Annotated in this window: 21 protein-coding genes and 2 tRNA genes; 16 read left to right on the top strand and 7 right to left on the bottom strand. The window is 72.6% G+C overall.

Annotated features, from left to right (window positions below; all coding sequences use genetic code 11):
• Nucleotides 1-173: 173 nt before the first annotated feature.
• From OG842_RS25170 to OG842_RS25160, 3 genes are all read right to left on the bottom strand, one after another.
• Nucleotides 174-878, bottom strand: coding sequence for a response regulator transcription factor (locus OG842_RS25170; protein WP_328512523.1), 705 nt, complete (start codon nucleotides 876-878; stop codon nucleotides 174-176).
• A gap of 90 nt (nucleotides 879-968) precedes the next feature.
• Nucleotides 969-1,916: a spermidine synthase gene (locus OG842_RS25165; RefSeq protein WP_266732779.1), complete on the bottom strand. Its 948-nt coding sequence runs from the start codon at nucleotides 1,914-1,916 to the stop codon at nucleotides 969-971.
• A 179-nt stretch (nucleotides 1,917-2,095) separates the two neighbouring features.
• A complete protein-coding gene (locus OG842_RS25160) occupies nucleotides 2,096-2,539 on the bottom strand; it encodes a hypothetical protein (RefSeq protein ID WP_266732777.1) in 444 nt (147 codons plus the stop codon).
• A gap of 244 nt (nucleotides 2,540-2,783) precedes the next feature.
• Between OG842_RS25160 and OG842_RS25155 the strand changes: the two genes are divergently transcribed.
• Nucleotides 2,784-4,142: a tetratricopeptide repeat protein gene (locus OG842_RS25155; protein WP_266732776.1), complete on the top strand. Its 1,359-nt coding sequence runs from the start codon at nucleotides 2,784-2,786 to the stop codon at nucleotides 4,140-4,142.
• A gap of 3 nt (nucleotides 4,143-4,145) precedes the next feature.
• Here OG842_RS25155 and OG842_RS25150 read toward each other — a convergent pair whose 3' ends face one another.
• Nucleotides 4,146-4,742, bottom strand: coding sequence for a histidine phosphatase family protein (locus OG842_RS25150; RefSeq protein WP_266732775.1), 597 nt, complete (start codon nucleotides 4,740-4,742; stop codon nucleotides 4,146-4,148).
• 290 nt (nucleotides 4,743-5,032) lie between these two features.
• Here OG842_RS25150 and OG842_RS25145 point away from each other — a divergent pair, with 290 nt between their 5' ends.
• From OG842_RS25145 to OG842_RS25115, 7 genes are all read left to right on the top strand, one after another.
• On the top strand, nucleotides 5,033-6,025 hold the full coding sequence (locus OG842_RS25145) for a phosphatase PAP2 family protein (RefSeq protein ID WP_266732774.1): 993 nt from the start codon (nucleotides 5,033-5,035) through the stop codon (nucleotides 6,023-6,025).
• Nucleotides 5,910-7,097, top strand: coding sequence for a hypothetical protein (locus tag OG842_RS25140; RefSeq protein ID WP_328512522.1), 1,188 nt, complete (start codon nucleotides 5,910-5,912; stop codon nucleotides 7,095-7,097). The genes OG842_RS25145 and OG842_RS25140 overlap by 116 nt, the downstream gene beginning before the upstream one ends.
• Nucleotides 7,088-8,698, top strand: a complete 1,611-nt coding sequence (locus OG842_RS25135) for a hypothetical protein (protein ID WP_328512521.1) — start codon at nucleotides 7,088-7,090, stop codon at nucleotides 8,696-8,698. The genes OG842_RS25140 and OG842_RS25135 overlap by 10 nt, the downstream gene beginning before the upstream one ends.
• Nucleotides 8,695-10,029, top strand: a complete 1,335-nt coding sequence (locus OG842_RS25130; RefSeq protein ID WP_328512520.1) for an AAA domain-containing protein — start codon at nucleotides 8,695-8,697, stop codon at nucleotides 10,027-10,029. Before OG842_RS25135 ends, OG842_RS25130 begins: the two co-directional genes overlap by 4 nt.
• 246 nt (nucleotides 10,030-10,275) lie before the next feature.
• A complete protein-coding gene (locus OG842_RS25125) occupies nucleotides 10,276-10,617 on the top strand; it encodes a hypothetical protein (RefSeq protein WP_266732767.1) in 342 nt (113 codons plus the stop codon).
• Between the two features lie 145 nt (nucleotides 10,618-10,762).
• On the top strand, nucleotides 10,763-11,497 hold the full coding sequence (locus OG842_RS25120) for a bifunctional DNA primase/polymerase (RefSeq protein WP_266732766.1): 735 nt from the start codon (nucleotides 10,763-10,765) through the stop codon (nucleotides 11,495-11,497).
• Nucleotides 11,488-11,561: transfer RNA gene (locus OG842_RS25115), tRNA-Lys, on the top strand. The genes OG842_RS25120 and OG842_RS25115 overlap by 10 nt, the downstream gene beginning before the upstream one ends.
• A 62-nt stretch (nucleotides 11,562-11,623) precedes the next feature.
• Here the strand turns inward: OG842_RS25115 and OG842_RS25110 are convergent.
• Nucleotides 11,624-12,838 carry a M6 family metalloprotease domain-containing protein gene (locus OG842_RS25110; RefSeq protein ID WP_266732765.1) on the bottom strand — a complete coding sequence of 405 codons (1,215 nt, stop codon included), beginning with the start codon at nucleotides 12,836-12,838 and terminating at the stop codon, nucleotides 11,624-11,626.
• 409 nt (nucleotides 12,839-13,247) lie between these two features.
• Between OG842_RS25110 and OG842_RS25105 the strand changes: the two genes are divergently transcribed.
• Nucleotides 13,248-15,116, top strand: a complete 1,869-nt coding sequence (locus OG842_RS25105; RefSeq protein ID WP_328512519.1) for a putative bifunctional diguanylate cyclase/phosphodiesterase — start codon at nucleotides 13,248-13,250, stop codon at nucleotides 15,114-15,116.
• Between the two features lie 16 nt (nucleotides 15,117-15,132).
• Here the strand turns inward: OG842_RS25105 and OG842_RS25100 are convergent, their stop codons facing one another.
• Together OG842_RS25100 and OG842_RS25095 are read right to left on the bottom strand one after the other, a co-directional pair.
• A complete protein-coding gene (locus tag OG842_RS25100; RefSeq protein ID WP_266732763.1) occupies nucleotides 15,133-16,275 on the bottom strand; it encodes an LLM class flavin-dependent oxidoreductase in 1,143 nt (380 codons plus the stop codon).
• A gap of 123 nt (nucleotides 16,276-16,398) precedes the next feature.
• A complete protein-coding gene (locus tag OG842_RS25095; RefSeq protein WP_328512518.1) occupies nucleotides 16,399-17,202 on the bottom strand; it encodes a maleate cis-trans isomerase family protein in 804 nt (267 codons plus the stop codon).
• A gap of 231 nt (nucleotides 17,203-17,433) precedes the next feature.
• Here OG842_RS25095 and OG842_RS25090 point away from each other — a divergent pair, with 231 nt between their 5' ends.
• The 7 genes from OG842_RS25090 (at nucleotide 17,434) to OG842_RS25060 (ending at nucleotide 22,805) form a co-directional block, all read left to right on the top strand.
• Complete coding sequence (locus OG842_RS25090; RefSeq protein ID WP_328512517.1) at nucleotides 17,434-18,393, top strand: D-2-hydroxyacid dehydrogenase; 960 nt, start codon at nucleotides 17,434-17,436, stop codon at nucleotides 18,391-18,393.
• Between the two features lie 179 nt (nucleotides 18,394-18,572).
• Entirely contained in the window at nucleotides 18,573-19,475 is a 903-nt protein-coding gene (gene ehuB / locus OG842_RS25085) for an ectoine/hydroxyectoine ABC transporter substrate-binding protein EhuB (RefSeq protein WP_328512516.1), read from the top strand.
• Between the two features lie 19 nt (nucleotides 19,476-19,494).
• On the top strand, nucleotides 19,495-20,235 hold the full coding sequence (gene ehuC, locus OG842_RS25080) for an ectoine/hydroxyectoine ABC transporter permease subunit EhuC (protein WP_266732757.1): 741 nt from the start codon (nucleotides 19,495-19,497) through the stop codon (nucleotides 20,233-20,235).
• A complete protein-coding gene (ehuD, locus tag OG842_RS25075; protein WP_266732755.1) occupies nucleotides 20,232-20,876 on the top strand; it encodes an ectoine/hydroxyectoine ABC transporter permease subunit EhuD in 645 nt (214 codons plus the stop codon). Before ehuC ends, ehuD begins: the two co-directional genes overlap by 4 nt.
• Entirely contained in the window at nucleotides 20,866-21,732 is an 867-nt protein-coding gene (gene ehuA / locus OG842_RS25070) for an ectoine/hydroxyectoine ABC transporter ATP-binding protein EhuA (RefSeq protein ID WP_266732753.1), read from the top strand. The genes ehuD and ehuA overlap by 11 nt, the downstream gene beginning before the upstream one ends.
• Nucleotides 21,733-21,898: 166 nt before the next feature.
• Nucleotides 21,899-22,657, top strand: a complete 759-nt coding sequence (locus OG842_RS25065) for an IclR family transcriptional regulator (protein ID WP_266732751.1) — start codon at nucleotides 21,899-21,901, stop codon at nucleotides 22,655-22,657.
• A 74-nt stretch (nucleotides 22,658-22,731) separates the two neighbouring features.
• Nucleotides 22,732-22,805, top strand: a tRNA-Lys gene (locus tag OG842_RS25060).
• Nucleotides 22,806-22,894 lie beyond the last annotated feature (89 nt).

Here is a 22,894-nt window from a genome sequence, read left to right as displayed (position 1 = left end):
GGCCGGAACGCGCGGGCGGGGGTGGACGGTCTGCGTGCGTGGCGGAACGCGCGGGCGGGGTTGTGAGCTGCTGTCGGCCCGGTGAGCTGGAGCGAGTCGTGGTGAGCGGGAGTGAGTCCTGCCCGGCGGGTTCGCGGGGTGGGAACGGGGGCTCTTGGGTCGAATGGCCCATCTCATGCGGGCCGCTCCGGAGCGGGTGGCTCAAGCTTCACGCCGACGCCGCGCAGGGTGTGCAGATAGCGCGGCCGGGCGGCCGTCTCCCCCAGCTTCCGGCGCAGCCAGGAGAGATGGACGTCGATGGTCTGGTCGTCGCCGTAGGACTGCTGCCAGACCTGGGCCAGGAGTTCCTTGCGGGGCACGACGACCCCGGGCCGGCCCGCGAGGAAGGCGAGCAGGTCGAACTCACGGCGCGTCAGGTCGAGTGCGGTGCCGTCCAGTTCGGCCTGGCGGCGCAGCGGATCCATGGCGAGCCCGCCGACCCGGATGACGCTCGGCAGCGGTGCCTCGCCCCCGGCGGCGCGCGAGCGGCGCAGCACGGCGGCCATCCGTGCGGACAGGTGCTCCACCGAGAACGGCTTGGTGAGGTAGTCGTCCGCGCCGTCGTTGAGCAGCCGGACGATCTCGCTCTCGTCGTCCCGCGCGGTGGCGACGATCACCGGCACGTCGGTGATGCCCCGGAGCATCTTCAGCGCCTCGGCGCCGTCGAGGTCGGGCAGGCCGAGGTCGAGGACGACCATGTCGAAGCGGAAGTGGGCGACCTCGCGCAGGGCTTCGAGCGCGGTGCCCACGCTGCGCACCGTATGGGACGCCTCGGTCAGGTGCCGGATGAGGGCGGAACGTACGAACTGGTCGTCCTCGACCACGAGCACACTTGCCATGGGCGGCACCGTACGGCATCCGGGGCGCGGCGATACCGCCTGCGGGGGAACCGGGACAACGGGCGTCCCGATGGGGCAGGATGTGCGGGTTCAGCCGAAGGCCGAGGGCGGCGGCGCCGGGGACGGCTTGGCGTCCGCGTCGCTCACCGCGGCCGCGCCGCCGGTGAAGTCGGCCAGCGCCCGCCCGTGTTCGACGCGTCCGGGATGCGGATCGGTCGCCACCCGGCGGGTCAGCTCCGCGACCTTCAGCGGCAGGTCCGAGGCGAGCAGCACGGCGTTGCCGAAGCGGCGGCCGCGCCACACGGTCGGGTCGGCGGCCAGTGCCAGTTCCGGGAAGACCGTGGCCGCGGTGGCGATCTGGCCCCGCAGATGGGTCAGCGGCGGCCCGTCCGCGAGGTTGGCGACGTAGCTCCCGCCGGGCTTCAGGACCCGGCGGACCTCGGCGAGGAATTCGGTGCTGGTGAGGTGTGCGGGGGTGCGGGCCCCGCTGAAGACGTCGGCGATGACGAGATCCGCCCAGCCGTCCTGGATCTTCCCGAGCCCGGCGCGGGCGTCGGTGGCCCTGACCCGGATCCTGGCCTGCGGGTCCAGCGGCAGTTCCCGGCGGACCAGTTGGACGAGGGCGGCGTCCACCTCGATGACCTGCTGGGTGGACCGGGGCCGGGTCGCGGCGATGTAGCGGGCGAGCGTGAAGGCGCCGCCGCCCAGGTGCACCACGTGCAGGGGCTGTCCGGGGGGTGCGACGAGATCGGCGATGTGGCCGATCCTGCGCTGGTACTCGAAGGACAGGAACGTGGGGTCGTCGAGGTCCACATGGGACTGCGGGGCGCCGTCCAGCGTCAGCGTCCAGGCGTGCGGCCGCTCCCGGTCGGGCACCAGTTCGGCGAGGGAGCCGTCCACCGGTTCGGCGAGGGGCTCCGTCCTGCGCCCGGCTCGCCCGGTACCGCGTTCGGTCCTGCTCCCGGTCCTGCCGTCGTCCTTGCGGTCGGCCCGCTTACGGGCGCCCGCACCCCCGCCCGACGCTCCTCGACGTGCCACCGCTGCTCGTGCCTGCTCACTGCTCTTCGCTCCGGACCGGTACGGAACCGGCCGTGCCGGGGAAACCCGCCCACCTGCCCATTATGGGTGCGCGGCCGGTGGACCGGTGGTCAGCGCATGATCGCTGGACCAGGCGGACCGGGGGTCAGCTCCTGGGCACGCGGCCGGTGAGCCTGCGGTCAGCGGCAGCTGTCGGCCGCCTCGATCAGCCGGGCCGCCTGGTCGAGTGCGGCCCGCAGCACGGCCGGGTCGGTGACCGGGGCGTCGCCCTCGGGCGGCAGCAGCCAGCCGCTGCCGGTGACCGGCGGCTCGGCGGGGATGCGCAGCCCGCGGCCGGCGGTCTGCGTACAGGCGCTGCCCGGTACGTCCCACCCCTCGGCGGTCCCCGGCGGCACCAGGAAGCCGAGGGTGTCGCAGGTGCCGTCGTGCAGGACCGGGCCGATGTCCCGCTCGGCGTCCCGGCGCAGGATGTCCACGGCCTCCAGGCCCTGGCGGGCCGGGACGGTCACCAGGTCGCAGGGCTCGGCCCCGTGGCCCTCCGCGGACGCGGGTGCCGCGGCACCCGTCGCGGCCGGGGGCGTCGCAGTCGTCCGTGCGTCGGTCTCCGTGCCGGGATGCAACAAGGGACCTCTCCTCTCATCGCCGGGCGGAGTCGGTTTCCGTCTCCGCATGGACCAACGCGCCGACCGCGTCAAGGGCTACGGTGCCACGCCGCCGCAAAGGGTGGCAGTTCATGGCGGATCGTGGGCGAGATGCCCGGCTTTGCCCGTAAACGCTCTATGTGCGGCCCGTCACAGCGGGTACGTTCTTGCTCCGCCGGGGACACCGGAAGCAGGAACCCCGGCTGCGGAAGAGAGGTTCCGGTCCATGGTGTCGACAGGGGCAGTTCCCAACCTCGCCTTCCGGCGGCTGCGCGGACAGCGCTCCGCCGGGGAGTTCGCTGCCGCGGTACGCAGGTCCGCCCGTGAGATCGGCGAGCAGGTCGCGTGCGACGCCCGGTACATCGGACGCGTGGAGTCCGGGGAGATCCGCTGCCCGAACTACGCGTACGAACGGGTCTTCCTGCACATGTACCCCGGGAGGACCCTGGCGGACCTGGGCTTCTCGCCGCGCGAAACCGTGCGCGGCCGGGCGGCGCGGGCCACCGCCGAATCCCCACCGCCCCCTGCGCTCCACAGCGACACCGACGAGGAGAGCGACGTGCTGCGTCGCGTATTCATGACGAGCGGCACCACCACGATGGCGGCCGCGACCCTGGGCCTGGGCCCGGGCGGCACGTCCGCCGCTGCCGCCGTCCTGCCCGACCCGCGCCGGGTCGGCGAGAGAGAGGTCGGCGCCGTCGAGAAGGCGGTGCGGCAGATCCGGCTGCTCGACGACCGGCACGGCGGCGACGGCCTGTACCGCAGGGCGTCCCGGCCGCTGCGGGCGGCGTACGCGTTGCTCGACTCCGGGACGGCCACCAAGCGCTCCACCGCCGACCGGCTGCATGCCGGAGCGGGCGAACTGGCCATCTCGGTGGGCTGGCTGGCCCATGACTCGGGCCGGTACGAGGACGCCCGCTCGCACTACGCGGAGGCCCTCGCCACGGCGCGGGTGGCCGGTGACGCGGCGCTGGAGGCGCACGCGTTCTGCAACACGTCGTTCCTGGCCCGGGACACCGGTCGGCCCCGCGAGTCCGTGCGCGCGGCGGAGGCCGGGCAGCGGGCGGCGCAGGCGCTGGGCTCGCCCCGGCTGCTGGCGCTGCTCGCGCTGCGCGAGGCGGGGGGCCGGGCGGGGCTCGGGGACCGTACGGGCTGCGAGCGGGCGATCGGCCGGGCGCACACCGCGTTCGGGCGCGGACCCCGCGACGCCGATCCGGAGTGGATGACGTTCTTCCGGGAGGCGGAGCTGGAGATGCTCCAGGCGCAGTGCTGGTCGGCGCTGGGCGACTGGTCCCGGGCGGCCGGGCACGCGCTGCGGGCCACCCGGCTCCAGGACCCGCACTTCACCCGGAACCTGGCGCTGTACCGGGCCGAGCTGACCTGGGACCTCGCGCGGGCGGGCCGGGCCGCGGAGGCTGCGGCGGCGGGCCATCAGGTGCTGGACCTGCTGGACCGCGTCCGGTCGACCCGCATCCGGGCGATGCTGGCCCAGGCCGCGGGTGTGCTGGTGCCGCAGCGCGGCGTGGCGGAGGTACGGGAGTTCCTGGAGCGGTACGCGGAGGTGGCGGAGGCCGCCGCCCCATAGGCTTCAGCCGTCCAGGTGGCCGGTGTCGTTCCAGCGCTCGATCGCGGGTGCCCCGTACGCCCATCCCAGCACCGACAGCGACGTCGGGTCGAGCCGGATCCGCGCCGCGAACGACACGTCCTCGCCGAGCCACCGCGCTCCCAGCGCCCGCAGGATGTGGCCGTGGGCGAAGACCAGCACATCGCGGTCGGCCGAGCGGGCCCAGTCCACGATCTCGTCGGCGCGGGCGGACAGCTCGGCCAGGGTCTCCCCCTCCGGCACCCCGTCACGCCAGATGAACCAGTCCGGGCGGATCGCCTTGATCTCGGCCGGGGTCATCCCCTCGTACGCCCCGTAGTCCCACTCCATGAGCGCGTCCCACAACTCGGCCCGGTCCGCGAATCCCGCGATCTCGCAGGTCTCCCTGGCCCGTACCAGCGGGCTGGTGCGCACCTCCAGGCCCGGCAGGTCCGCCCACGGACCGCGCCGCAGCCGCTCGCCGAGGAGCTTGGCCCCCGCACGGCCGGTGTCGAGCAGCGGAATGTCCGTCCTGCCGGTGTGATTGCCCCTGACGGACCATTCCGTCTGGCCGTGGCGGGCGAGCAGGATACGCGGTGCCATGACGGCTCTCCCTGGACTGAGGTCTGAGGCCGGAGATCGGGACGCGGCGGATCATCCGGTTTTCCCATCATCTCGCACATGATCGCGAGGCAACCTCCGGGGCCCGGCCGACGTCCCACTCTGCGCGGACAAATGTTTGGACCGGCCGGCAACTGAGCCATGGCTCAATTACCGGCCGGTCCAACGCGCACGGGGCTCCGGAACGGACCCCCGGGGAACCCCGACCGACCCACGCCGTACGGTTGAACGCCCGCCGTCGGTCGCATGAACACATGATGGAGAGCTTCCGGATGCAGCATGCCAGCACCGCACCCGTGCCGCGCCCGAGGCTTCGCTGGTGGACCGAACTGCCACTGCTCGCCCTGGTGTACGGGCTCTACTCGGCGGGACGGCTGGTGGCGCGCGGTGACGTGTCCACCGCCATCGACCACGGCCTGAGCATCCTGCGCCTGGAGCAGACGCTCCACATCAACCTCGAACATCCGCTCAACCGGCTGTTCACCGCGCACCCCTCGATAGGCATACCCGCCGACTTCGCGTACGCGTCCCTGCACTACCTCGTCACCCCCGCCGTCCTGGTCTGGCTCTTCCGCCGCCGCCAGGAGGTGTACCGCCGGGCCCGCACCTGGCTGATGGCCTCCACGCTGTTCGGCCTGATCGGCTTCACGCTGCTGCCGACCTGCCCGCCCCGGCTGCTGGAGGCCCGGTACGGCTTCGTCGACACGATGGCGCAGTACAGCTCGTACGGCTGGTGGGGCGCGGAGGCCAGCGCCCCGCGCGGCATGGGCGGGATGACCAACCAGTACGCGGCGATGCCGAGCCTGCACGTCGGCTGGGCGCTCTGGTGCGGCATCCTGCTGTGGCGCCACAGCAAGAACCCGTACGTCCGGGCCGCGGGCGTCGCCTACCCCCTGATCACCACTTTCATAGTGATGGGCACGGCCAACCACTACCTCCTCGACGCGGTCGCGGGCGCCGCCGTGATGGGCGTCGGCGCCCTGCTGGCGCGGCCAGTGATGCGGCTCGCGGACCGGATCAAGGACCGGGTCCAGGCCCGCTTCCCGCGGGTCGCCCCGGTCGCGGAGTCCCCGATTGTCAGTGCCGGATGCAAGACTTCCGCGGGTGAGCGAATCCCTGGCCAGCGGACCACCTCCGCAGACTCCCCCGATGCCGCGGCATCGGCCGACGCAGACGCCTCGGCCGGTCGCGCACCCCGGACCGATCCCGGCGCCCGCGCAGGAGCGGGAGCGGCCGGCGACGACGCTCCGGCAGCGGCTCGCTGAGCTGCGGGGACCGACCGTCCCACCGCGTCCGCTGGACGCCCGCGCGCTGGCCGCCCTCGCCGCCAACCCCGGCTGCCGGCGCCGCGCCCTGCTGGACGGCGCCGGGGTGGACAAGGCCGCGCTGGCCTCGGCGCTCGGTTCGCCGGCCCCCTTCGGGCAGTCGCAGTTCGCCTTCGTCCGGGGCAACGCCTTCGAGGCCAGGGTCAAGGCCGACGGCGGTACGGAGCTGATGCGGCTGCTGCTCGAACGCCTCGGCGGCCCCGGCGCGGCGCCGGGCGAGGTCTCGGTGCCCGATCTGACGGCGGCGGGCCCCGAGGGCCGCGCCGCGCGTACGGCGCTCGCTCTGCGGGAGGCGACCGCGGCGGGCGGCTGGGCGCTGCTGGACCACCCGATGCTGGCCCTGGAGGTGGCGGGCTCCCCCGCCTATCTGGAGCCGGACGCGGTGGCGGTGCACCCCGACGGCACGTGGACGGTCGTCGAGATCAAGTCCTTCCCCATGATCGACGGCTCGGCCGACGCGGCGAAGGTCGGCGCTGCGGCCCGGCAGTCCGCCGTCTACGTGCTGGCGCTGGAGCGGATCGCGGCGCTGACCGAGGGCGCCGAGGTCGACCACCGGGTGCTGCTGGTCTGCCCGAAGGACTTCTCCAACCTGCCCACCGCCTCGGTCGTCGACGTGCGCAAGCAGCGCGCGGTCACCCGCCGCCAGCTCACCCGGCTGACCCGGATCGAGGACATCGCGGCGGCCCTGCCCGAGGGCACCACCTTCGACCCCGAGTGCCCCCGGCAGCAGCTCGACGCCGCGGTCGAAGCGGTCGGCGCGGCGTACGCCCCGGAGTGCCTGGCCGCCTGCGAGCTGGCCTTCCACTGCCGGGCGAAGGCGCGCGAGGCCGGTGCGGTGGAGGCGCTGGGGCGGAGTGTGCGCGGTGAGCTCGGCGGGCTGACCACGGTGGGCGAGGTGCTCGCGGCCGCCGCGGGCAAGGAGGGCGACCCGGCGGACCCGACGGTCGCGGCGCTGCGCCGCGCGGCGGCCCTGCGCGCCGAGGCGCTGACGGGCGGTCCGGCATGTCGCTGATCAGCACCCTGGCCCGGCTGGAGGCGGTGGAGAGCGCCCGGGCCCAGCCGATGGCGACGGTCCGGCACCGCCATCTCACCGACCGGCCGCTGGTCCTGGTCCCGCTGACCACGGCCGGCGAGGCGGGCGCCCCGCTGGGCGCGCTCGTCGGGACGGACCGTCAGGCGCCCCGGCTGCTGGCGGTCTCGCAGCCGCGCGACCGGGATCTGCGGTTCGCGTTCCTCGCCGAGCTGGCCGAGGCGGTGCTGCCGCACATCGAGGCGTACGAGGACGTCGTCGAGCCGGCCGAGCGCAACGAGACCGATCCGGAGACCGGGAAGAAGGTCAAGGTCGAGGTCGAGCTGTGCGCGGACGCGCCGCAGCTGGTCGTGCCGAGCCGGGCCGGCATCGAGTTCGTACGGCTGCTGGGCCGCTCGATGCGGTTCCGCCGCACCACCGAGGACGATCCCGACACCCCGTACCCCGCCCCGGCCCGGGTCCCGCTGCTGGGCCGCTGGCTGACGCACTACGGGGAGCGGGCCAGGGTGCCCGGCTCCTCGCTGCTGCTCGCCGCGACCGATCTGCTGAACCGGCACTGGGCGACCGGGCAGAGCAGCCTGGAGGATCAGCATCTGGGCGCGCTGCTGGCCTGGATCGACGCCCCGGCGGGCGAGTCGGGGGCCGCGGCGGCGCTCCGTGCGGAGCTGGAGCGGGACGGCGGCGGACAGCTGCTGTGCCCGCCGGCCGGTCCGGCCACGGACCCGGCGTTCGACAACCGGCTGCTGGCGCCCGCCATCGAGAAGTACGACCGGGCGCGCACCTCGCTCGCGGCCGCCGAGGACGGTCTGGCGGCCGATGCCCGGCTCGGCGAGCTGACCGCCGCCGAGCGGGAGATCAGGGCGCTGCTGGCCGGCGTGATGCGGCCGACGTGGGACGCGGTGTGGCGCGGGCTCGACCTGCTGCGGGAACTCCCCGAGGGGGCCAGGTCCGAGGACCGCTGGACCAGGGACCGCTGGTCGTTCACCGGTCACCGGGACCGGGTGCGCTCGGGCGAGCCGCCGCAGCCGCGCCGGGACGACGCGGTGACGGCGGCGCAGAAGCTGGCCTCGCGCGAGACGGCGCAGGCCCAGCTGGAGGCCCAGGAGGCGCTGGACGATCCGCTGGTGCTGGCCGGCCGGCGGCTGGCCGGTGAGGCGTTCGTCTCCGAGGTGGCGGAGGTGGAGATGGCGTACAGCGAGTCGAAGCGCCCCTCCCCGCGCCCGCTGGTGACGGTCCGTACGGACGAGTACCCGCATCTCGGCGAGCGCACCAAGGTGTACCGCTCGTTGGACGGCAAGCCGCAGACCGCCGAGTTCGTGGCGTACGCCGAGCCGGAGGACGGGGGCGCGCCCCCGCTGGTGCTGCGGATCCTCGACCGGATGGGCCGCGGCAAGGAGCCCGCCCCGGGTTCGGTGCCGGAGCCGGGTGACCGGATCGCCTGGACGCTCTTCGAGCACGATCAGCGCGGCGGCCCGAAGCTGCCGGACCCGGAGGAGACGCCCTGGACGCACGGCGGCCCGCCGGGTTCCGCTGCCGGGCATGCCGAGAGCCCCGATCCCGTGACCGCGGAGGACCTGTTGTGACGGCCGTATTCGACCCGGGCGCCCAGGCCGCGCGGGCGACCGACGCGATCCTCGCCGACACCCTGGGCGGTACGTCGCGCGGGATCGTGGTGGACTCCCCGCCGGGCGCGGGGAAGTCGACGCTCGTGGTGCGCGCCGCGCTCGAACTCGCGGCGGCCGGGCATCCGTTGATGGTGGTCGCGCAGACCAACGCCCAGGTCGACGACCTGGTGGTGCGGCTGGCCGAGAAGGACCCGGGGCTGCCGGTCGGCCGGTTGCACAGCAACGACACGGACCCGTACGACAAGGTGCTGGACGGCCTGGCCAACGTGCGGAAGTCGGCGAAGGCCTCCGATCTGGCCGGGCTCGACGTGGTCATCTCGACGGCCGCGAAGTGGGCGCATGTGAAGAACGTCGAGCCGTGGGGCCACGCGATCGTGGACGAGGCGTACCAGATGCGTTCGGACGCGCTGCTGGCCGTCGCGGGGCTCTTCGAGCGGGCGCTGTTCGTGGGCGACCCGGGCCAGTTGGACCCGTTCTCGATCGTCGGCGCGGACCAGTGGGCGGGGCTCTCGTACGACCCGTCCGCGAGCGCCGTCTCCACGCTGCTCGCGCACAATCCCCAACTGCCGCAGCACCGGCTGCCGGTGTCGTGGCGGCTGCCCGCGTCCGCCGCGCCGCTGGTCTCGAACGCGTTCTACCCGTACACCCCGTTCCGCAGCGGTACGGACCACGGCGACCGGCGGCTGTCGTTCGGCGTGGCCTCCGACGGCTCGGCCCCGGACCGGGTGCTGGACGAGGCGGCGGAGTCCGGCTGGGGCCTGCTGGAGCTCCCGGCCCGGCACGCCCCGCGCACCGACCCGGAGGCGGTACGCGCGGTGGCCCTGGTGGTCCGCCGGCTGCTGGACCGGGGCGGCGCGGCGACCAGCGAGCGCTCGCCGGACCCGGTGCCGGTGACGGCGGACCGGATCGCGGTCGGCACCGCCCACCGCGACCAGGCCGCGGCGGTACGGGCTGCGCTCGCCGAGCTGGGTGTGAGCGGCGTCGCGGTGGACACGGCCAACCGGCTCCAGGGCCGCGAGTTCGATGTGACGGTGGTCCTGCACCCGCTCTCCGGCCGCCCGGACGCCACCGCATTCCACCTGGAGACGGGTCGGCTCTGCGTGCTGGCCTCGCGCCACCGGCACGCCTGCATCGTGGTGTGCCGGGCGGGCGTCACCGAGCTGCTGGACGAGCACCCGTCCACGGAGCCGGTCCAGCTGGGCGTCACGGTGAAGTTCCCGGATGGCTGGGAGGCGAACCATTCGGTGCTGGCACACCTGAACGAACACCGGGTGGCCTGGCGCCCGTGACCGCCGGACGGAGTCCGGCACGCCGCCGGAGGCGGCCAACGGTCGCAGCCCCGGACGGCTGGGAGGCGAACCATTCGGTGCTGGCGCACCTGGCCGAACACCGGGTGGCCTGGCGCCCGTGACCGCCGCCCCGGCTCGTGACCCACGGGTTCACGAGCCGGGGCGCACGGCCGGATGCCGGGCCCTCTTGCGGGACGTTGGACAATGGAGGGTGGCCATCGGGCCGACCCGAGGAGGAAACACCACATGCCACAACCCGAGCGGAACGAGCGGCAGCGGCTGCGCCCCGCACCCCTGCTCTTCGAGCCGTCGGCGGCCGTCGCCGATCCCGAGCACTTCTTCGATCTGGAGTCGATGGACGATCCGAGGGAGCTGCTGTCCCGCGCCACCGAGCTGACCGTGGCGTTCCGGGCCGCGACCGACCGCGCGGTCGAGTTCCAGGCGATCGCCGCCGCCCAGCTCGCCGATCCGCGCCGGTTCGACCGGCTCACGACCGCGGACATCGCGCGGCGTGCGGAGTGGACCGAGGACTACGCCAAGAAGATGGTCGAGTTCGGCCGGAGCCTGCTGGGCGGTTCCACGCCCTGACGGCCCGGCCCCGAGGGCGCGGTCCTGACCCCGGGTAGAACCACTGGCATATGCCCGAGCGCAAGATACTCCTCCTCACCCCGGCCTGTCCCAATTTCCGGCAACTCTTGGAATCCACTCGATCACTCCCGGTAGACATGCCCGTATGACCGCATGGCTGCCCGACAACTCGTCCCTGCACCACGGCGACGCCTCCCACCACCGCGCCGACGCCTTCACCGTTCTGCGGAACCAGGCCGCGAACCAGACGGCACACGTCACGGCGGCCGGTGCCGCCTGGCTGGCCGGTGCCACCGCGTATCCCCGCTCCACTCTGGCCCAGTGGGAGGCCCATCCCTCCTCGCCCGGGGTGCTGCCGTGCGGGTCGGCCTTCGACGTGGTGAACGTGCCCACCCTCTTCGGGCGCCGGATGCTGGAGCACCTGTGGTCCGACGGCCCCGGCTCCGGGCCGGTGGCCACGCACCGCGGCCGGATGCTGTTGTTCGCCTCGCCCGGCACCGCCCAGCGGCTCCCCTCGCTGCTCGACTGGGAGGAGTGGGGCGGCGCGCCCCAGCCGCGGGCCGTCATGGGCCCGCGGGGGCACGACGACGAGGGCGAGGGCGGGGGCGATGGCAAGGTGCCGCCGCTGCTCTGCCACGGCACCGGGGACGCGGTGACCGTCCCGCCCCTGACCTGCACCTCCACCACGCCCGGCCCCCGCTGGCTGGTCGCCCCCGACACCCGCAGCCCCTGGTTGCCGGGCCCCGATGTGCTGCTCTGGGCCTGTGTCCGGGTGACCAGGTCGACACCCTCGCCGGTGGCCCCGCCGGCGGCCAGGAATTCGATTTTTCCTCCCGCCGATCCGGATGCTAATGTCTACGACGTCAGCAGGCGCCGCTAGCTCAGTTGGTTAGAGCAGCTGACTCTTAATCAGCGGGTCCGGGGTTCGAGTCCCTGGCGGCGCACAGACGGGAGAAGCCCCTCGCGGAAGCGGGGGGCTTCTTCGTGTTCGGGCTCGTGGGACGCCTCACGTGCCGGTGGTGATCCGGACCGTCCAGGCGCCCGACGGGGTGCGGTCGGCGACCTCGACCTTCGTGTGCGCGTCGGGGATGCTGTACGTCTCGCCGACCCGCAGCGGGGCGTCCGCGAGCGGCGCGTAGACCGAGCGGTCCCAGCAGGCGTCGCTGCGGGGGTGGGTGTCGATGACCTCGACCGGGCCGCCGCCGGACGGCGTTTCGTTGCGCACCCGGTAGAGCAGGATCCCCTCGGTGCAGGTCGTGCTGTCGTTGCCCGTGGCGCTGCGGGCCTCGATGACCACTGCGCTGCCCTCGCCGGTCCTGATCACCGCGAGCCGGGTGCCGAGGGAAGCGCCGGGTGCGGGCGCGGCGGCCATCGGTTCCAGGGTGATGTCCCGGCTGCTCTGGACGCAGATCACCTGCCGGCGGTCCAGCCAGCCCAGTTTCCACTTGTGCCAGCCGAAGAAGTCCGGCGCGAGTCCGAACTGGCTGCCCATCACGTCCCAGTCACCGACGTAGGTGTCCCAGTCGCCCTTGCCGTCGGCCGGCCGGTGGTAGAGGTCCGGCAGGTCGAAGACGTGCCCGGTCTCGTGGGCCAGCACATTGTGGTCCGGCGGGTGCTGTTCGAAGACGGTGACGACGCGGCGGATCTCCGTGCCGTCGGCGTGCAGCGGCTGGTCGAAGTTGACGACCTTGGTGGCGTCGGAGTCGACGCCCGGGGCGTCCGGGTCGGCGACCAGATAGACGATGTCGTACCGGGAGAAGTCGACCTTCGGATCGGCTGCGGCGATGGCGTCGCGCAGATAGGAGCTGCGTCGCTCGTTGTCCCAGTCCCGCCGTATGCCGTACTGGTCGGACGTCTTGGGCATCCGCGTCCACTGCCGCATCGGGTGCGGGCGCAGGGTGAACTTCCCGTACGAGGCGCGCTGGAAGAACTGGGTGGTGGCGGGGAAGTAGTCGGCGGTGAGCTCGGCGGGGGTGGCGGCGGGGCGGTGGTCCGGGAAGGAGAGGAAGATCATGACCGCGTCGAGGGAGTGGTCGGGCCGGGGGTAGGCGCCGTTCCAGTCGCTGACGCCGAGCGAGTGGTGCGCATCGGTCCGGGGCAGGGCGCAGGGCCCCGCCTCTCCGGTGGCGGCCACGGCGGGCCCGGCCACGAGAGAGGTGGCGGCGAGCGCCAGGAGGGAGGTCACAGCGGCGGCCACACCGCGCAGGCTCGGTCTCTCCACTCCCCCGGTCCTGCGCTGACGCGGCACATCCACCTCCGGGTGCGAGCTACGGTCACCCACTCACCCTGTGATGGTTCGAGGCTTTCGTCCTGTTGAGCTGGCCCGGTCGAGTCAGCGGCCGACCGGAGCCCTTACCCTCACGGAAAGTAACAATCGATCACCTAGGCATTACAGGGAAACGCAATCGCTCAGAAGTGATCCGTTACGGGCAAATCGGAACCGCGCGTGAATGGCCCATGCGGGGCGCTCTCGGGGCATGCAAGGGTCGGACGCTGGAACGGCCGACGTACCAGCCTCTATGCTTCACCAGGCTTTCCCGCGTGGTTTCCGCCTCCGACCCAGGCGCTCCGCGCGGCGGGCCAGTCCGGCCACACCTGTTCAGGACAGAACTGCACGGCGGGAGCGAACGGTGAGCGGAACCTCCGAAGGGCGCGGGCCCACGGCGGGCACACCCCGGTATTCCGCAGGACCGCCGACCACGGAACGTCACGCTCCGTGGCCTCCCGCCGGGGCCGGCGGATCCGAGCCGCACGGCTACCGGGCCGCGTTCCTGGCCGCCACGCTGCCGATGGCCGTCGTCGATCACGAGGGCCTGGTCGTCACCGCCAACGAGGCCCTCGGCGGCCTCCTCGGCCGCTCCGCCGCGACACTGGCCAACCAGTCCGCCGCCGATCTGCTCGATCTCGCGGCGGACGGCCGCACCTGGCACGCGTACCGCGAGGTGCTGCACGGGCGGCGCTCACGGTTCCGCTGCACCCGCCGGCTCAAGCATCCGGACGGGCGCGCGCTGTGGGCCGAGGTCACCGTCGTACCGATGCCCGAGCGGGAGGCCGGCGCGGGCGACGGCGCCGGGCCCGGCCGGGTGCTGCTCTCCGTCTCGGACATCAGCGACCGGCGCGAGCTGCAGAAACGACTGCGCCACCTCCAGATGCACGACCCGGTGACCCGGCTGCCCAACCGGACGCTCTTCTTCGAACGGCTCTCGGCCGTCCTGGAGACCCCGCCGTACGACGACGGCTCCCCCGGCCGCGCCCGGGTCGGGCTCTGCTACCTGGACCTGGACGGCTTCAAGGCAGTCAACGACACGATGGGCCACCGGATCGGCGACCGGCTGCTCGCCGCCGTCGCCGCGCGGCTCACCGACTGCGCCGCCCAGGACGGCCCGCACCGTGACGGCGCCCATCTCGTGGCGCGGCTGGGCGGCGACGAGTTCGCGATCCTGGTCGAGGACTCGGCCGGCACGCAGCAGCTCACCGATCTGGCCCGCTCGGTCCTCGCCGCGCTCCAGCAGCCCTTCGACCTGGCCGGGCACCGGCTCTCCGTCTCCGCCTCGATCGGGGTCGTGGAGCGGGCCGTGGCCGGCACCTCCGCCACCGGTCTGATGCAGGCCGCCGACACCACGCTGTACTGGGCGAAGGCGGACGGCAAGGCCCGCTGGACGGTCTTCGACCCTGAGCGCAACGCCCACCGGATGACCCGGCAGACGCTCTCGTCGACCCTGCGGCCCGCCGTGGAGCGGGGCGAGTTCACCATCGAGTACCAGCCGCTGGTCGGCATGGCCGACGGAGTCGTGCGCGGGGTGGAGGCCCTGGTCCGCTGGAACCATCCCCAGTTCGGCATGCTGTCGCCGAATCGGTTCGTCGCGATCGCCGAGGAGGACGGCTCGATCGTCCAACTCGGCCGGTGGGTTCTCCAGTCCGCCTGCCGCCAGGCCCGGCGCTGGCAGTTGGAGCACCCCACCGACCCGCCGCTGTTCATCAGCGTCAACGTCGCCGTACGCCAGGTCTGGGACTCCGACCTGGTCACCGATGTCGCGGAGATCCTCGCCGAGACCGGCCTCGATCCCTCGCTGCTCCAGCTGGAGCTGACCGAGTCCGCCGTGATGGGCTCGGCGGGCCAGCCGATCCAGGCGCTCCGGTCGCTCAGCGAGATGGGCGTGCGGATCGCCATCGACGACTTCGGTACCGGCTACTCCAACCTCGCCTATCTGAGCCGGCTGCCGGTCTCGGTGCTGAAGCTGGACGGCTCCTTCGTGCGCGGCTTCCGCTACGACGACGGCGCCCATCCGTCCCCGGCCGACGAGACGATCGTCGAGGCGATGGTGCAGCTGGCGCACCGGCTGGGCCTGACCGTCACCGCGGAGTGCGTGGAGACGGCCGGCCAGGCGGAACGGCTGCGCAGGATCGGCTGCGACACCGGGCAGGGCTGGCTGTACTCCCGCGCGGTGGCCCCGGAACGGATCGGTGAGCTGATCGGCACCCGGCCGATGCAGGGCTGATCAGGCGGGAACGCGGTCAGGCCGTGACCGTGGGCAGTCCGTACGCGTCCGCGATCAGCTCGTAGCTGCGCAGCCTCGCCTCGCCGCCATGGGCATTGGCGGTGATCATGAGTTCGTCGGCGCCGGTGCGCTTGGCCAGGTCGTCTAGGCCGGTACGGACCTCGTCAGGCGTGCCGTGGACGATGTTGGTGAGCCAGCTGTCGACGAACTCGCGCTCCATCGGGCTGAAGGCGTACGCCTCCGCCTCCTCGGGCGTCGGGACCAGGCCGGGGCGGCCGGTGCGCAGCCGGACCATGGACAGGGCGCCGGAGAGCACCTGACGGCGGGCCTCGCGTTCGTCGTCGGCGGCCAGGGCCGAGACGCCGATCAGGGCGTACGGGGCGTCGAGCACCGCGGACGGCCGGAACGACTCCCGGTACAGGTCGAGCGCCGGGATCGTGTTCTGGGCCGAGAAGTGGTGGGCGAAGGCGAAGGGCAGGCCGAGCACCCCGGCCAGCCGGGCGCTGAAGCCGGAGGAGCCGAGCAGCCAGACCGGCGGGCGGGCCGGCGACTGGACGCCGCCCTCGGCCGTGGCCTGGACGGGGCCGGGGACCGCGTGGATACGGGCGTAGGGGTGGCCGTCGGGGAAGTCGTCGTCCAGGAACCGGGTCAGCTCGGCGAGCTGCTGCGGGAAGTCTTCCCCAAGCTCTCGGCTGCGCTCGAGCAGGGGAGACCCCATCTCCCCCTCGTTCAGCCGGTCGGTGCGGCGCAGGGCGGCCGCCGTCGCACCGTCGGTGCCGGGGGCACGGCCGAGGCCGAGGTCGATGCGGCCGGGGGCCATGGCCTCCAGGGTGCCGAACTGTTCCGCGATGACGAGCGGTGCGTGGTTGGGCAGCATCACACCGCCGGAGCCGAGCCTGATGCGCTCGGTGTGCGCGGCGAGGTGGGCCAGGATCACGGCGGGCGAGGAGGAGGCGACGCCGGGCATGGAGTGGTGTTCGGCGACCCAGTAACGGTGGAACCCGCGGCGCTCGGCGAGCCGTGCGATGTCCACGCTCGTGCGCAGCGCCTGGGTGGCGGTGCGGCCCTGCCCCACGGTCACCAGGTCCAGAACGGAGAGCGGAACGGTGGCCGTTCCCTCCGCCTTGCCACGAATCTCGTCGCCTCGAATCTCGTCCACGCCCTGGCCTCTCCGGTGATGCGCCTACGTCCGGCTCGTACGTCTGGCTCGTACATGCGTCTCGTACATCCGGAAGCGAATAACGGGAGGTTGTCTCCGGTTATTCCCGCACGTCTCGGGGGGCTATTCCCGTACGTCTCCGGGCCCCGCCCGCCGCCCGCTGTGCGCTCGCTCCCGGCCCTCGCCCCAGGAAGCCACCGGGGCCGGGGGCGCCTCCCGGGCCGCGAAGATCCGGCCCAGCCTCGGGGACCACGCGCGGCGGCCGGCCAGGCGGAGCCCTTCGCGGACCGCGACCTGGTTCCCGGTGAGGACCGGCTTGCCGAGGAGCTCCTCCAGCTCCGCCTCGTGCCCGGCGGTGTGCAGCGCGGTGTCGGGCAGCAGTACCGCGTCGGCCTCCGGCCGGTCGGCGGCGACGGCGAGCTCCTTCACCCGGTCCAGGTCCCAGGCGGCGGCCTCGGCGGCCGATCCGAGCGGGGCGGCACGGGTGAAGGCCGCATCGATGCCCGCGGCGTGCAGGAAGTCGGCGAACAGGGCGGTGATGCCCTCGGGGTAGGTGGAGGCGACGGCGACCCGGCCGGCGCCCAGCTCGCGTACCGCGTGAGCGAAGCCGAACGAGGTGCTGGAGGCGGGCACACCGGCCGCCCGCGCCAGGGCGGCCGTCTGTTCATGGGCGCCCTCCCACCCGTACAGGAAGCTGCCGGCGCCGCTCGCCCAGACGACGGCCTCGACCCCGGCGCGTCGCAGCTCCTCCACCCCGGCGGCCAGGCGCTCGGGCGAGCCGGTCCGGATCAGCGCGTCGATCCGGTAGGCGTCGTCGTCGACGTCGGTGCGGTTCACCACCAGCCGGACGGCGTCGAGCAGGACCTCCATCCGCGGGAAGTCGTCCTCCGCGAAGTGACCCGGGTAGAGAAATCCGACGGTCGTCATGTCCGCCCTTCCTGTTCCTGTCCGACCGGCCTTCCTGCTCCCGCCCGACCTCCTGTTCCTGTCCAGCCTCACCGCTCGCGACCTTTCACCCCACTTCCTCCAAGTATTCCCCCATATGTCGTGACCTCGGCTCCGACCTGTTGACGGGGGCGGAGGCGGGTGCAAGCGTGGTCGCACCCGCCGCCCGGGCGGAACCGCACCTCCCCAGACGCAGCGGAGCGACCGTCTCTCATGCCCGAGCCCACCCTGCTCGTCCTGGACACCGACCCGTCGCCGCGTCTCGGCCGGCTGACCGGCCGGGCCCGGATCCGGTACACGGACGAGGCCGGACTCGCCGCCCGGCTCCCCGAGGCCGATGTGCTGCTGGTGTGGGACTTCACCTCCGACGCGGTACGGGCCGCCTGGCCCGGCGAGGGACCGCGTCCGGCCTGGGTGCACACCGCGAGCGCGGGCGTGGACCGGCTGCTCTGCCCGGAGCTGGCGGCCTCCGACACGGTGGTGACCAACGCCCGGGGCATCTTCGAGCGGCCCGTCGCCGAGTACGTGACCGGTCTGGTGCTGGCGTTCGCCAAGGACCTCCCCGGCACGCTGGAGCTCCAGCGGCGGCGGCACTGGCGCCACCGCGAGAGCACCCGGCTCGCGGACAGCCGCGCGGTGGTCGTCGGCGCGGGCCCGATCGGGCGGGAGATCACCAGGCTGCTGATCGCGCTGGGGGTCCAGGTGGCGCTCGTGGGGCGCACGGCGCGGCGCACCATCCACGGCACCGAGGACCTGGACCGGCTGACCGCCCTGGCCGACTGGGTGATCTGCGCGGCTCCACTGACCGAGTCGACCCGCGCCATGTTCGACGCCCGGTTCTTCGGACTGATGCAGCCGTCGGCCCGCTTCATCAACGTGGGGCGCGGACCGCTGGTCGTCGAGGACGATCTGGCCGAAGCGCTGCGCAGGCGCTGGATAGCGGGCGCGGCGCTCGACGTGTTCGAGCGGGAGCCCCTGGAGCCGGGGAGCCCGCTGTGGGACGTACCGGATCTGATCGTGTCGCCGCACATGAGCGGCGACACGGCGGGCTGGCGGGACCGGCTGGGTGAGCAGTTCGTGGCGATGTACGAACTCTGGACGGCCGGGCAGCCCCTGCCGAACGTGGTGGACAAGCAGCGCGGTTACGTCCCCGTGCGGGAGCCGGGCGAGTGAACCGGAACGGTGGGCCGCCACGGCCCGCCGGCCGGTCCGGCACCGGCCACCCGCGACACGGGAAGGTCACACTCCGGCCACTTTTCGGTTGCATGCCCTCACTTCCTGCATAGACGTCCGGGATCGGGCAGGCGCCACCCCTGTCCGGACTGTTCGATCCCTCCAGGAGATTGCGAACCATGGCTGACTTCCCGAACCTGTCCCGCCGGGGCTTTCTGAACCGATCGGCAGCCGTGGGCGGCCTGCTCGTCGTCCCCGGTCTGCTCTCCGCGTGCAGCAAGACCGACGCCGGTTCCGCGGACGGTGCGGAAGCGCTCGAAAAGCTCCGCAAGCAGGGCTTCGTCCGGGTCGCGTACGCCAACGAGGCCCCGTACGGCTATCTGGAGGGCAAGGAGCTCAAGGGCGAGGCGCCCACCCTGCACCGGGAGATCTTCAAGGCGCTCGGCGTCGACGAGCTCAAGCCCACGCTCTCCGAATGGGACGGGCTGATCCCCGGGCTCCAGGCGGGCAAGTACGACGTGGTCAGCGCCGGAATGGCGATCACGCCCGAGCGCTGCGCCAACGCCCTCTTCTCCGAGCCCGAGTTCATCTCGCCGACCGCGCTGATGGTGAAGAAGGGCAACCCGAAGAAGGTCACCGACCTGGTGTCCGCGAAGGCCGCCGGGATCACCGTCGGCGTGATGTCGGGCGCGGTGGAGGGCAAGTACGCCGAGGGCGCCGGCATCGCCGGGGACAAGGTCAAGACGCTGCAGAAGCCGCAGGACGGCGCCGACGCGGTCAAGGGCGGCCGGATCGACGCGTTCCTGCTCACCGGCATCTCGCTGCGCTGGCTGGCGAAGACCAACCCGGAGACCGAGGTCACCGAGCCCTTCGTGCCGGAGCTCGACGGCACCAAGCAGTACAGCCCCGGCGGCGCCGTCTTCCGCAAGGGCAACGAGGACCTGCGGGACGCGTTCAACCGCGAGCTGAAGAAGATCGTCTCGGACCGGTCGCGCTATGTGTCACTGCTCCGGGAGTACGGCTTCTCCGACACCGAACTCCCGCCGGCCACGCTGAAGACGGCCGACCTGTGCAAGGGCTGACGGGGACGGACCGCAGCGCATGAGTGATTTCTTCTCCGCCTTCTTCGACGAACTCCCGCAGGTGCGCTCGGGGTTGTGGGTGACCCTCGAAGCCACCGTCCTGGGCTCGCTGGCCGCGCTCCTGCTGTCGTTCGTCCTCGGTCTGATGTCGATCAGCCGGCTGCTGGTGCTGCGCGGCACCTCGCGCGTGGTCGTGGAGTTCTTCCGCGGCACCTCGCTCTACATCCAGCTGTTCTGGCTCTACTACGCGATGCCGACGCTGACGGGGTACCAGCTGGACCCGCTGCTCTGCGGCGTCGTCGCCTTCGGCCTCAACTACGGCGCGTACGGCGCCGAAGTGGTGCGCGGGGCGATCGGCTCCGTGCCGCGCGGCCAGTACGAGGCCGCCGTCGCGCTGAACATGTCGCCGCTGCACCGGATGCGGAAGGTGGTCCTTCCGCAGGCCTGGGTGCAGATGATCCCGTCCTTCACCAATCTGCTGATCCAGCTGCTGAAGTGCACCCCGCTGCTGTGGCTGATCTCCGCGGCCGACCTGATGACCGTGGTCCAGCAGCTGCGCGACCGTACCGGTGAGACGCTCACCGCGTACGTGACCCTGCTGGCCGTCTACTTCGTGCTGGCGTACGCGCTGACCCTGCTGATGAACCTGCTGGAGCGGGGCGCCAAGCGGCGGCTCGGGCTGCCCACCGGCGCGGGTTCGCTGCTGCGCAGCCGCAGTGCCGCCGAGGCCGTCGCCGCCACCCCGGGAGGTGCCCGGTGAACAACGGTTTCGACTGGAACGCGGCCGGGGACGCCCTGCCCCTGCTGCTCGAAGGCTTCCGGGTCACGCTGCTCGCGACGGTGCTCGGCACGCTCGTCGCCGCGGTCCTGGGGCTGGCCGTCGCGGTCGCCGGCCGGGCCCCGAGCAGGCTGGTGACGGTGCCGGTGCGGGCCGTGACGGAGTTCGTCCGGTCCACCCCGCTGCTCGTCCAACTGGTCGGCGCGGCGGCCCTGTTCACCTCGGTGGAGCCGTTGACGGTCGGCATCGTGGTGCTGGGCATCCACTACGCCGCGTACACCTCCGAGGTGTACCGCGCCGGGATCGACGGGGTGCCCAAGGGCCAGTGGGAGGCCTGCCGGGCGCTCTCGCTCGGCCCCCGGCGGACCTGGCAGGCCGTGATCCTGCCGCAGGCGGTGCGCAATGTGCTGCCCGCGCTCGGCAACTACGCGATCTCGATGTTCAAGGAGACCCCGTTCCTCGCCGTGATCACGGTGCAGGAAATGGTCTTCGAGGCCCGTAAGTACGGCGCCGACCACTTCGCCTACACCGAGGCGTTCACGCTCGCCGGCCTGGTCTTCCTGGTCGCGAGCTACCCCACCTCGCTGCTGATGAGAAAGCTGGAGAAGCGCCTTGGCCACTGAACACCTCCCCCTGCGCAAGACGACGGGTGCGGCCCCCGCGGCCCCCACGGCCCCTGCGGACGCCGCACCGGCCGCCGCACCGGAGACCGGCCATCCGCTGGTCCGCTTCGACGATGTCGTGAAGCGGTACGGCGACCATGTCGTCCTGGACCGGCTGAACTTCTCGGTGCGGCGCGGTGAGCACGTCACCCTGATCGGGCCCAGCGGCTCGGGCAAGACCACCATCCTGCGGCTGCTGATGACGCTGGAGAAGGTCAGCGGCGGCGTCATCTGGGTGGACGGCAGCCCGCTGTCCCACATCAGGACGCCCGGCGGACCGCTGAAGCCGGCGCCGGAGAAGCATCTGCGCGAGGCGCGGAAGAAGATCGGCATGGTCTTCCAGCAGTTCAACCTCTTCCCCAACATGAAGGTGCTGCAGAACATCACCGAGGCGCCGGTCAACGTGCTGGGCAAGGACCGCGAGGAGGCGGAGACCCGGGCCCGGGAGCTGCTCGACCTGGTCGGGCTCTCCGCGAAGATCGACGCCCACCCCTCCCAGCTCTCCGGGGGGCAGCAGCAGCGGGTCGCCATCGCCCGCGCCCTGGCCATGGAGCCGGAGATCCTGCTGCTGGACGAGGTGACGTCGGCGCTCGACCCGGAACTGGTGGCCGGGGTGCTGGAGCTGCTGGGCGACATCGCCAGGAACACCGACATCACCATGCTCTGCGTGACCCATGAGATGAATTTCGCCCGGGACGTCTCGGAGAAGGTACTGATGTTCGACTCCGGGCGGGTGATCGAATCCGGTCCGCCGGAAAAAATCTTCACCGACCCGGAGCACGAACGTACGCGCGAATTCCTCGACGCGGTGCTGTGACCTCACCCTTTGTCGCAAGCCAATGACTTTGGCATATGCCGGACGGATGCGCCCCAGCTCACCGGGGTGGGGCGCTCCGCCGAGTCGCCAACAGCCGCCCTGGAACAGGGTCTTGGCGGCTATCGTGAGATCAGAGCTTGCGGTAACAACCTGGTAGGGGGAAACCGTGGCATTGAAGCCCGAACCGACCGCACCGTTCCATTCGGTGCAGTACGCCCTTCGCGTTCTCGAAACGGTCTCCAAACACGGCAACGGTGTGACGGACACCCAGATCTCCCGCGAGACGGGACTGCCCACCGGCCACCTCACCTCCCTGCTGCTGACACTGCGCCGCGAGGGTTACGTGGAGCAGGTCACCGACGGCGCGTACGTCATCGGCGCCTCGCTCCTGCTCCTCGGTTCCGGCCCGGCCCGCAGACAGGCCCTGGAGTCCAGGCTCCAGCGGATGCTGGCGCAGCTGCGCGACTCGGTCGGCGCGGCGGTCTACATCAGCCGGTACGTCGACGGCGAGATCCGGGTCACGCAGTACGCCGACGGCCCGCTCACCCCCGCGGTCAACGAGTGGGTGGACTTCCGGTCGGCGGCGCACGCCTCGGCGGCCGGCAAATGCCTGCTGGCCCAGCTCGACCAGGACGGCCGCCGGGACCACATCTCGCGCCACAAGACGCCCCGGCTCACCTCGCGGACGATCACCAACGAGAAGGTGCTCTTCTCCAAGCTGGACAGCCAGCCGGCGACGGTCCCGGTGCTCGACCTCCAGGAGTACGCGGTCGGCACGGTGTGCGCGGCGGTGCCGCTGACGGCCGGGGCATCGGCGGGCTGCCTGGCACTGTCGCTGCCGATCGAGGACGCGCACCGCCTGCGCTCGGCGGCGGACACGCTGAACCGGCGGGCGGCTCCGGTGCTCCTGTCGATGGCGCTCTAGGCCCGTCCGACGGGGCTCCCGGCGGGGGTGGCATCAGCACCCCTCCGGAGCAGGTATTATTTTCGAGTCAGCAAGCGCCGCTAGCTCAGTTGGTTAGAGCAGCTGACTCTTAATCAGCGGGTCCGGGGTTCGAGTCCCTGGCGGCGCACAGACAACGCACTGGGCGGTTCACGTACACGTGAACCGCCCAGTGCGTTTTTTGCTGCCCATCGAGATGTACGAACGTTTTACACACTC

Origin of the sequence: Streptomyces sp. NBC_00376 (genome assembly GCF_036077095.1) — a bacterium.
In the GTDB taxonomy this organism is placed as follows: Bacteria; Actinomycetota; Actinomycetes; order Streptomycetales; family Streptomycetaceae; genus Streptomyces.
This window is presented reverse-complemented; position numbering and strand designations above follow the sequence as displayed.